Raw genomic sequence first — 11052 nt, 5'->3', positions numbered from 1 at the left:
AGCCCCAGCGTCTTGAGACCCAGGAACAGCGCCGCACCGATCAAGAGGTTCTTGAAGCCCACGTAGCTCATCATGTCCATCACGCCGGCCACCCGGTAGTGGTCGCGCCACCAGGGGCCATCCTTCACATAACGTCGGCCCGACAGACGGATCAGCACCTCGTACACGCTCCAGCCAAACCACCAGCCAATGATGGCACCCGAGGAAAGGGTGCCCATCGCCGTCATCACCCAGGCCACGCTGGCCGCCACGGCCAGCGAGAAACCGGCCGCCTGCAGCGCGCGCTGCGAAGCCCAGCCCTCGCTGCTCCACGGCCACAGGTGATCGCGCAGTTCCAGCCACAGCCACTGCAGGCCGCGCACGCCCACCTTGTGCGGCGGCAAGACAGGGTCGGTGGGCATGCGGGGGTCCGGCCCCTTGGCGGCCTGGACGCTGATCTGCGAGACCACACCGTCGGTCACGGGGTAGATCGGGATGAAGTAGCCGTCGCGTCCGATGGGCGTGATCTCGAGTCCATCGCGCTCGCGCCGCTTGCGTTCCTTGGCCAGCGGCGGGCAGCCCTTGGTGTCGGTGTAGAGAATCATGCAGTCGAGGCAGTGCAGGCACTCACGGTGGTCAATACGGCCATCGGCATCAATGGCCTGGGCGCCGCAGCCCACCGCGCAGGCCTTGCAGCTGTTGCAGTCCTGCTTGCGGCGCAGGCCGAACCAGCGAAACGTGCTGGGCATGGCCAGCGACGCGCCCAACGGGCAGAGGTATTTGCAGAACGGCCGCTCGATGAAAATCGACAGGCCCAGCAGCACGGCCACAAACAGGCCATAGGGCCAAGGGCGGTTGCTGATGCCCACCAGAAAGGTGGTCTTGAACGGCTCGACCTCGGAGAGTTTCTCAGCCAGCCCCATCGAGAACATCGACACCGTCAGAAGGCCAAAGAACACGGCGTACTTCACCCATTTCAGCCGGTCGTGCCACACCTGCGGCAACTGGGTCTGAAAGCGCTTGAATCCGACGACGCGCGCTACCTTGTAGACCGCCTCTGAAAGCGAGCCAAACGGGCACATCCAGCCGCAAAACAGCCCGCGCCCGAACAGGAACACGGTCACGATGATGAAGGTCCAGAACAGGAAGATGAAGGGATCGGAAAGAAATAAGGACCAGGTCCAATTGAACAGCAGCGAATGCAGCCAGGTCAGCACCTGAGTGATGGAGGGCTGGGCCAGGGCGCCAAAGCCGACGAAACCAATGCTCAAGGCCCAGGCGCTGTACTTGAAAACGTTCACCGGCCACTTGTTCTTGTGCGTTGAACGGCGCGTGAGCTGTTCCCGCAAGGCGTACACCACCGTCACCACGATCAGCAGCGCGACGAACAGGGCAATGGCCAAGGCGCGCGATTTCCACACCCGCACCCAGGGCGCGGCGACTTCCTTTACCTCGGGCCTGCCACCTTGCAAGAGCTCGGCGGCCAGCCAGTACGGGGTCCCGAAGTTGGCGAAGCTGCGCGCGCCGGTGGCGGGGTCCACGCGGCTGCCCAGGAATGACAACTTCCAGGGATAGGCTGCCGAGAAAGACTTGGAACGGATCACGAAGATGGCCGACTCCGTGTAGGCGGGGGCGCCTGCGGCCTCCAGGCCATAAAGGTTCAGATAGTCCAGGTCGCGGAAAGTAAAGGCGTCGGCCCCCTGCTTGACCTGCACGCGGTCGTAAATGCCGCCGCGCACAAAGCCCGAGCCCTTGAAGGATTCGACACCCGCCGTGCGGATGACGAAGAAGGCATGCTCGCCTTCCTTGAGTTGCATGCGCAGGTTGTTCCAACTGTTCTCGCCGAGTACGCTTTTTCCGATGTCGGGGTGGTTGAGATCCCCAAACCACAGCTCAATGAAGGGCTCGGCGTCGCGTGGCTTCCCCACTTGTTCGGGTTTGACGAGCAGGCGTTGCACGCTGCCCTGCTTGACCAGCTGCACCCAGCTGAGGCGCTGGCCACTGACGGCAAAGCGCGCCGGCTCGCGCACCGTCGGCGCGAGGATGCCGACCTGGCGCGCCACGGCGGTACCGGATGTCATCATGACCTGGTTTTCGGTGATCACGGTGACGGTAGCGCCCGAGATCGCGTCCACACCCAGCACGCCTTCATCGGGTCGCGACTGGCCGACCTCGATCTTGTCGGTCACTGATTTGCCGATGTATTGCTTGATGAAGTTCAGCAAGGCCGATTCGGGGATGCCCAAAAGCAGGATCGGCTCGGAATGCTTGAGCACCTTGATGCCCACGAAGCGACCCGTCACGTCCATGCCCATCAGCGTGACCACCGGCTTGCCCGAGTAAGCGGGCGTGTCGGTGATGTCGGTCGACAGCATCACATAGCCCAGCAGTTTCTTCTTGCCCGCCTCGGGCTCGCCATAGGCCTCCACGTAGGGCGGCTGGCCGATGCGCTCGGAGAAGCTCTTGGCACCAGGGAAGACCTCGGCGCAAGGCACCAAGGCGCACAGGTCTTTGGCGGTATTCAGTTCGGGCGGCAGCGCCGCGTCATAGGAACCGGTGCTCGCGTAGGCGCCGCCCGCGGATAGGGCGAGCAGCAGAAAAAATGCGGCTAGGCAGAAGCCCACCTTGGCCGCCAACCATTGGCATCGCGAATACATAGTTCATTCCTGCTGGGCGCGCGCCGCCTGCTGACGACGCTCGCGCGGTGGCGGAGGCCTGAGCCCACTCGCCACCATGGTTTCAAACTGCCGAATCAGGCTTCAACAATCATGCGTGAGCGCATCTCAAGGTGCAGCGCATGGCAGAAGTTGGTGCAATAGAACCAGAACACACCCGGTTTGTCGGCCAGGAACGTGACCGAAGCAGTCTCCAGGGGGTTGACGACGAATTGGATGTTGTACTTCGGGATAGCAAGGCCGTGTGTCAAGTCTTCGACCTTGTCCAGGTTGGTCAGGATCAGCGTCACTTCGTCGCCCTTCTTGACCGTGAACTCGCGCAAACTGAAAGCGGGGGCCTGCGAGGTCAGCCTGACGGTCACCTTCTTGCCGTTACGCACCACGCCCGAGTCCTTCGGGTCTTTGGTGGCAAGCGGGAAGTCTTCCAGCGCATAGACCTGTTTGGGGCGCACCAGATCGCGCTTGAAGATGATGAAGTCATGCGGTTCACCGCGCGCCGGATGGTCGGCGACCAGCACCATCTTCTCGCCCGAGATGTCAATGAGTTGCTCATTTTCGGGGTGCAGCGGACCCACCGGCAGGAAACGGTCCTTGGAGAACTTGCACCCCACCACCATCCACTTGCCGTCGGCGGCGCGGGTCTCGGATTGCGAAGCGTTCACGTGGCCCGGCTGGTATTGCACGTCCAGGCGATCGACCACATATTTGGCCGTCTTGTCACCGGCGTGGAATTTGATGGCAGTCGCCACATTCCACTTCACCATCTGGCTGTCCAGAAACAAAGTGGTGTAGGCGTTGCCGCGACCGTCAAACGCGGTGTGCAGGGGACCCAGTCCAACCTCTACTTCGGCCACAATGGCGGCGTCCAGCTTCTCCAGCTTGCCGTCGAACCAGTCCAGCACCTTGGCCAGCTCTATCACCGTGACCGTGGGTGACAGTTTGCCGGCACAGATGAAGTATTTGGCGTCGGGGCTGGCGTTGACGCCGTGCGGATTTTTGGGGACGGAAACATAGGCGGTGAGCGCCGTCTTGGGGTCCTTGTTGGCGGCATGCGTGCCGTCTACCACGGGCACCTTGGAGTCGCCATAGGTCTTGAACTTGCCGTCCTTGACCGCCTGCTCGACGCGGGCGATGTTGAAGAACAGGCAGGCGTCGCGCTCGGCCGACATCATGTCCTCGTAATGCACGCCATTCTCGGTGTTGTACTGGTTGGTGGCCGCCAATTTGCCATCGTAGGAGGTGGCGGTCAGGTCGCAATTGCCATCGATCAGAACCTGCCAGCGCATTTCCATGCTTTCGGCGTCCACGCAGCTGAACAGCGAGTGGTACTTCTCGGGCTTGTTGACATCGGCGCCGGTGTTGGGCAGGGGAATAGCGAACTCTGCACCGCAGAACACACGCGTGGTGTAGTTGATTTTCGGATCGACCGGGTCGGCCTTGTCGGGGAAAATGCCGTGGAAGCCCTGGATATTGGGAATCTCGGTGATTTTGTCGCAAACGAAATAGTCCAATCGCAAGCGGGCGAGGCGGCCGTTGATCTTGTCGTTGACCCAGGCGTAACGACCGTCGTAGTTGCCATCCTTGTAGGACGCATGGATGTGGTGGGTGTCACCCACGGTGTACTTCAGGCTGCCATCGGGCTTGGTGCCCATGATCTTCTTGGACTCATTGGTAATGCCCCAGCCCACCAGCGCATCCGGCACAAAGCAGGGAATGCGGTGGAGCTCGCGCCCCGACGGTATGCCCAGCACGCGCATGTCGCCGTTATGGCCGCCACTCGACAGTTCGTAATAGGTGTCCAACTCACCCGGCTTCAGGTGGGTGACGTTGTCGCTGGCGTGCGCCCCTGCCGCAGGCGCAGAGGCGACGGGCGCCGCGGCGCTGCTTGGTTTTTCGGTGCAAGCCACCACGCCCGCCAAGCTGGCCAGGGCGGCCGTGTTGATGAAACTGCGGCGTCCGATGCCCGCCTGCGCAGTTGGTTTCAGCTGTTTGTCTTGGGTCATGATGAAATCCTTATGGGTTAAATGACTGTCTTCTGTTACAAAACGGGCGGACTAGACGATTTTTTTCAAAAAGCAATGGTGAATGAAAGCGGCGTCGGCCAGTTTGATCTATATCAAAAGGTCGCCAACCAATCATGCTAATATAATGCATCTTTAGAGACGCATTTGGCATGTGAAAATCCGTCTGTCAAATTTCGCCACAGGCATGACTATTCAATTTCCAGGAGATATTCCAATGAACAAACCCACACTGCTGCTGGCAACACTGAGCCTGGCTCTGCTGGCCGCTTGCGGAAAACAGGAAGCCGCCGCGCCGACTGCTGCACCCGCGCCGGTCGCCGCCCCCGCGCCCGCTCCCGCTCCCGTCGCCGAGAACACCTTGGGCAAATCGGTGTTTGGCAGAGTCTGTTCGATGTGCCATGCCTCTGGCGCAGCCGGCTCACCCAAGCCCGGTGACAAGGCCGACTGGGGCCCGCGCATCGCCCAGGGCATGGACGTGTTGCAAAAGCACGCGCTTGAAGGCTTCACCGGCGCCAAGGGCCAGATGCCGCCACGGGGTGCCAATCCCGCGCTGACCGACGACGAAGTCAAGGCCGCCGTGAAGTACATGGTGGATCTGTCACGCTGACCCGTCTTGCCGAGAGACCATGCGCTCCCCTGCCCCTGATTCCATTCAGCTAGGCCGCCGCCGCCTGGCATTCGCCTTGCCGCTCTTGGCCTGTGGCCTGGTGGTGGCGCCGGTACAGGCCAAGGCCGACATTCATCAGTCCTCGCGGACCTTGATGGGGACGCGGGTGGACCTGACGCTGCAGGGCAACGACCTCTCCGCCCTGAACGGCGCAGCCGACGCGGCGTTCGCGGAAATGACGCGTTTGGCGGACATGATGAGCCGCTATCGCAGCACCAGCGTGGTCAGTGCCATCAATTTGTTGGCCGGGCTGCAACCGGTACCGGTGCCTGCGGAGTTGATGCGGGTGCTGCTGATGGCGCGCCAGGTCGCGCAGTCCAGCCATGGTGATTTCGATACCACGGTCGGCTCGTTGCGGGATTGGAATTTCGACCCCGGCCATCCGTCGATCCCCTCTGCGCGCCAGATCGCGGAGCAATTGAGTCTGGTCGACCAGAAAAACGGACTGGTACTCGATGAGCGCGCCGGCACCGCTTACCTGGCGAAACGGGGGATGCGCCTGGATTTGGGTGGCATTGCGAAACATCCCATTTTGCAAGTCGGCCTGCAGCATTTGCAGCGCCGCGGTGTCGTCAACGCCATGATCAACGGCGGTGGCGACGTGTTGGTGATGGGGCAGTTGAATGGCCGACCCTGGCGCATAGGACTGCGTGACCCGCGCCAGCCCGATCGGTTGCTGGGGGTGGTGGCATTGAACCAGGGCTTTGTGGCGGCATCCGGCGATTACGAGCGCTTCGTGATGGTCGAAGGCAAACGCTTGCACCACATCCTTGACCCCAAGACCGGCTACCCGTCCCAGGGGCCGCATGGGGTAACACTGATCAGCCGGCAACTGGAGGCGGTCAACGGCGTGGGCACGGCCATCATGGTGGCGGGCGCCGAGGCCGGTCGCACCCGGATAGCACAGACAGCCGGACTGGATGCCTTGATTGTCGACGCCGACAGCAGCCTCTGGCTCTCGCCTGGCATGGCATTGCGTCTGGCGCGCGGCTGAGCGCTCAGCGCTTCAGACAAAGTTATCGGCCAGGCCGTGCAGCGGCGCGGGCACGCGCGGCGGGTGAGCGCGCACCAAGCATTGGATTCTGCGCCTGCCTATTTATGAATAATCAAGCTGTAGCCCCCGTGGAATATGCGCATATAGCTCCGTATTTGATAGCAATTTGATGCGCCCCGGTTCCGCGATGTCGGCGGCGCCAAAGCCACGCTGTCCAGATTCCTGAAACATCGCGATAAATCGGTGTCGATTGATTTTTTTCATCCTAAAACCATCCACATGGATGGTGTTAGGATGGAGGAATGAACCAATACACCGTAACCGTGCCGATCAAGGCCAAGCTTGCCGACTCCGAGAAGATCACCATCAACCTCGGTTTTGTCGACTTGGGGCAGGTCGACCTGCTGGTGGCAGAGGGCTTCTACGGCAACCGCACCGACTTCATCCGCACCGCCATCCGCAATCAGCTCAATACGCATTCGGAAGCCGTCAAACAGGTGGTGGCGCGCAAGATGCTGGTGCTGGGCCTGCAGCATTTCAGTGCTGACGAGCTGCGCGCGCTGCAGGCGGCGAAGCAGACGCTGCAGATTCGCGTGCTCGGCCTGGCAACCATCGCGCAGGACGTGACGCCCGAGCTGGCTCTGGCCACCATCGCCTCGCTGGAGGTGCTGGGCGCGCTGCAGGCCAGCCCGGCGGTGAAGGCCGCGCTGGCCAGCCGCCTGCGCTGACCGATCCGGACAGCCGCCCCTTCCCAACCCTAGAAAGTCTGCATGAACGACACCCTCCAGGAACTGATGCGCGCAGCCACACGACTGACGCACGCGGGCCGCTTGAACGAAGCCACCCAGGCCATACAGCGGGCGCTGGGCGGCGCGGCAGGCGCAGGCGCGGCGCCTCGCGCCACGAACGCACACGCGGGCGCCACGGACCTCGGCGCGAGTTGGAACGTGGCGCCTACAACGCAGCCATTAGTGCTGGACGGTTGCGTGTTCGAGGTCGATGCACGCGCACCGGCCGCCAACGAATCCGGCACCGGGCAGTTCAGCAGCGGCACGCACACGCATGCAGGGCTGACGCGCCGCTACAAGCTCTACACGCCGCCCGGCCATGTCGGGCGGCAACTGCCCCTGGTCGTGATGCTGCATGGTTGCACCCAGGATCCGGACGACTTCGCCGCCGGCACCGGCATGAACGAGCACGCGCGCACGCAAGGCTTTTTCGTGCTGTACCCGGAGCAGTCACAAAACGCCAACCCGTCACGCTGCTGGAATTGGTTCAAGCACAACCACCAGCGCCGCGGCAGCGGCGAACCGGCTTTGCTCGCAAGCCTGACACAGGCGGTGATGAAGCAGCATGGCATGGATGCGCGACGCATCTTCATTGCCGGCTTGTCGGCGGGCGGCGCCATGGCTGCCCTCGTGGCTGCGGCCTACCCGGAAATTTTTGCAGCGGTCGGTGTTCACTCGGGCTTGCCGGGTGGCGCCGCGCAGAACGTGGCGGAGGCTCTCGCCGTGATGAAAAGCGGCGTCGCAGGCGCCCAAGCCCAGGCCGGCCGCTTTGGAACGGCGCCGACCGCGCCGACACAGCAGCAAGCGACGCCGACCATCGTGTTTCACGGCGACCAGGACCAGACGGTGCATCCGCGCAATGGGGAGCAGGTGATTGCCGCCGTGCTGGCCAGCGCCGCCGGGGCCGATGCATCGCACACCTTTCCGGCGGGCACTGCCCGCGTGGAACACGGCGTCTCGGCCCAGGGGCGGCGCTACACACGATCGACCCAGCTGGGGGACAAGGGCAACATTCTGACCGAGCATTGGCTGCTGCACGGCGCCGGGCACGCCTGGTCGGGTGGCCAAGCGAACGGCTCTTACACCGATGCCAAGGGACCGGATGCCACGCATGAGATGCTGCGTTTCTTTTTTGGGCAATTGGACTGACCGTCAACACGGCGACCAGCAATTGGGTAAACGCCTATTCCGAAGAACCCACACGGCAGACCGGACGGGTACGAGCCCATGCCAGCGAGGGTGTCAATGTCGGTCAGCGATGACCGCCATGTTTACTATTAATTCAATAGCGGCATACGCTAGAACGACGGGGGCTACACCCTGATTTCACCTTAAAACTCAAGCCTGCCGGGCGGCACCGGGCAGAATCCGCCAGCCAAGCGGTCGGCGCTGCGGAGTGCAATCTCGGCCGGTGTTTTGGCCCCAGCGCCAGACCGGCCAGGCCTCAGGAAAGCACCTATTGACCAATGGGTAAATAATGTACTATGATTTTCTCGTCGGTAAAGAATGCCGTCAAAAAAGATCCTGTTGCACGGTTCACCTAAGTTTTTTTTCATCTGAAGGAGACAAATTGAATACACCCATCTATGGCAAAACACGTCGTCAAGCACTGAAGACACTGGCAGGCGGTGGTTCACTTGCTTTGGGCAGCATGGCCTTCCCGGGTCTGGTCCACGCGCAGACAGCGCCGATCCGAATTGGATTTCCAGTGCCGCTCACCGGCGCCTTCGCGTCCGAAGCCCAGGCCGTGGTCCGCGGCGCTGAACTGGCGATCAAGGAATTCAACGATGCCGGCGGTCTGACTGGCCGCAAGGCAGAACTGCTGGTGCGTGACGACAAGCTCAATCCGCAGGAAGCGGCGACCCGCACCATCGAGCTGATCGACAAGGACAAGGTCAACTTCATTGTTGGCTCTGTCTCCTCCGCCGTGCAACTGTCGGTCAACAACGTGACCAAGCAGCGCCAGATCATTTTCAATTCGATCAGCCAGTCGGACACCATCAACGAGGCGAAGGACTGGAGCCGCTACACCTTCCACGAATGCCTCAACCCGCATATGACGGCGGGTGCGGTGGCCCGCTACGCCATCCCCAAGATGGGCAAACGCGTTGTCTTCCTGACCGCCGACTACGCTTACGGTCATGAGATGGCACGTGGCTTCCAGACCGCGGGCAAAGCGCTCGGCATGGAGGTACTGGCCGATATCCGTCACCCATTGGGCACGACAGATTTCTCCAGCTATTTCCCGAAAATTCTGGCACTCAAACCGGATGTTCTGATTGTCTGCAACTTCGGTCGCGACCAACAGATCGCCTTCAAGCAGGCGAACGATTTCGGCGTGAAAAAACAGGTCAAAATCATCGCGCCGCTGCTGATGCATAACGGCCGCATGGTCGATGGCCACAAAACCTACGAAGGCATCATTGGCGGCACCGGTTACTACTGGGGCATGGAAGCGACGCTTCCTTCCGCCAAGCGGCTCAATGACAGTTTCAAGGCCATGCACAATGGGCTCTACCCCACCGACTATGCCGGTCTGGGCTACGCTGGCGTGCACAACGTACTGGCCGCGGCAAAAGCCGCCGGTACCACGGATACCGAAAAAGTGGTGACCGCCTTACGCGCCATCAAAGGCGATTTGTACAAGGGCAACGTTTTCTTCCGTGGCTGCGATCATCAGGCGGTGCAGTCGGTCCTGATCGTCGAATCCAAGGACCGTGCGGCTGCCGCGAACGATCAGGATATTTTCAAGATCCTGGCCGTCGAAAACTTCGACGAAAGCAAGCTGCGTTCATGCAGCGAACTAGGACATCAGGCGTAACCTTATTCCGCAGCAAAGCAGGGCAGGCGCCCTGCTTTTGCTTTTGTCCGTTCACTCAGAAATCAAATCGGTTCGTACATGGAACTTTCCTTCAATCTCATTGTGCAGCAGCTGGTCACCGGGCTCGCACTCGGGTCAATTTATGTCCTGGTTGGGGTTGGCCTGTCACTGGTTTTTGGCCTGCTGACCATTGTCAACTTCGCGCACGGCGCATTCTTCATGCTGGGCGCCTACGTCGGCGTCTTCGTTTTCGCAAAAACTGGCAATTTCTGGATCTGCATGGTCGCCGTTCCCCTGATCACCGGCCTGGTCGGCATGGTGGTTGAGCGTTTTCTGGTGCGTCCCTTGTATGGCCGTGGCATCGACTACCCTCTGCTGCTGACCTTCGGTCTCGCCTATGTCATGATGGACTTGGCCCGCATGGCGTTCGGCGTCCAGGGCGAGCCATTTGAAACCCCTGATGCACTGCAAGGTGCGGTCGACATCGGCGTCGGCATGTTCCCGCTCTATCGCCTGTTCCTGATCGCCGTGACCGCCGTGGTGCTGCTGGCGCTGTGGCTGTTTCTTGAAAAAACCCGCTTCGGCCTGATTGTGCGGGCCGGTGCACGCGATCCACTGGTCTTGCGCGTGCTGGGCGTCAACGTCTCCACCGTATGGCTGGCGATATTTGGCATTGGTACCGCGATTGCCGGGCTGGCAGGCTTGCTGGCCGCACCGATGCGCGGGGTATCGCCCGAGATGGGCGTGCCCATCCTGATTGAAGCTTTCGTGATCACGGTCGTTGGCGGCATGGGGTCGCTCGGTGGCGCCATTGCCGCCGGACTGCTGGTCGGCGTCGTGGTCAGTTTTACCACGCTGTTTGAGCCAGAACTGGCTGAATTTTCCATGTTCGCTCTGATGGCAATTACGCTGATATTCAAGCCGAATGGCCTGTTCGGACGCAAGGGCTTGATGAGCTGAACTCGCCATGAACACATCAAATACATCCCTGAAAACATGGCCAAACCGGCTGGCTCAGCGTCCTGCGGTGGCCGTGATTGCCTTGCTGGCGGTCTTCCCACTGATGTTTCCATTCCATACGCTGGCCATCAACATCCTGTTGTT

8 protein-coding genes are annotated in these 11052 nt (G+C 61.4%); 6 read left to right on the top strand and 2 right to left on the bottom strand.

Going from position 1 to position 11052, the window contains the following annotated elements; genetic code table 11:
* Together B3V69_RS10810 and nosZ are read right to left on the bottom strand one after the other, a co-directional pair.
* On the bottom strand, positions 1-2636 hold a 2636-nt coding region (locus B3V69_RS10810; RefSeq protein ID WP_296446436.1), incomplete at its 3' end, for a NosR/NirI family protein.
* A gap of 95 nt (positions 2637-2731) precedes the next feature.
* Positions 2732-4657, bottom strand: coding sequence for a TAT-dependent nitrous-oxide reductase (gene nosZ, locus B3V69_RS10805; protein WP_296446434.1), 1926 nt, complete (start codon positions 4655-4657; stop codon positions 2732-2734).
* Positions 4658-4892: 235 nt separating this feature from the next.
* Between nosZ and B3V69_RS10800 the strand changes: the two genes are divergently transcribed.
* The 6 genes from B3V69_RS10800 to B3V69_RS10775 all read left to right on the top strand — a co-directional run bounded on the left by B3V69_RS10800 (position 4893) and on the right by B3V69_RS10775 (position 10908).
* Entirely contained in the window at positions 4893-5285 is a 393-nt protein-coding gene (locus B3V69_RS10800; protein ID WP_296446432.1) for a c-type cytochrome, read from the top strand.
* Positions 5286-5304: 19 nt separating this feature from the next.
* Positions 5305-6339 (top strand): FAD:protein FMN transferase, encoded by a 1035-nt coding sequence (locus B3V69_RS10795; RefSeq protein WP_296446430.1) that lies wholly within the window; start codon positions 5305-5307, stop codon positions 6337-6339.
* A gap of 302 nt (positions 6340-6641) precedes the next feature.
* Positions 6642-7067 carry a CopG family transcriptional regulator gene (locus B3V69_RS10790; RefSeq protein ID WP_296446428.1) on the top strand — a complete coding sequence of 142 codons (426 nt, stop codon included), beginning with the start codon at positions 6642-6644 and terminating at the stop codon, positions 7065-7067.
* Positions 7068-7109: 42 nt separating this feature from the next.
* Entirely contained in the window at positions 7110-8276 is a 1167-nt protein-coding gene (locus B3V69_RS10785; RefSeq protein ID WP_296446426.1) for an alpha/beta hydrolase family esterase, read from the top strand.
* Positions 8277-8697: 421 nt separating this feature from the next.
* Positions 8698-9948 (top strand): ABC transporter substrate-binding protein, encoded by a 1251-nt coding sequence (locus B3V69_RS10780; RefSeq protein ID WP_296446424.1) that lies wholly within the window; start codon positions 8698-8700, stop codon positions 9946-9948.
* 78 nt (positions 9949-10026) lie between these two features.
* Complete coding sequence (locus B3V69_RS10775) at positions 10027-10908, top strand: branched-chain amino acid ABC transporter permease (RefSeq protein WP_296446422.1); 882 nt, start codon at positions 10027-10029, stop codon at positions 10906-10908.
* Positions 10909-11052 lie beyond the last annotated feature (144 nt).

It is taken from the genome of Rhodoferax sp. UBA5149, assembly GCF_002413825.1.
Taxonomy (GTDB): Bacteria; Pseudomonadota; Gammaproteobacteria; order Burkholderiales; family Burkholderiaceae_C; genus Rhodoferax.
The sequence above is the reverse complement of the archived record's forward strand: the minus strand, read 5'-3'. Positions and strand labels throughout refer to the sequence as shown.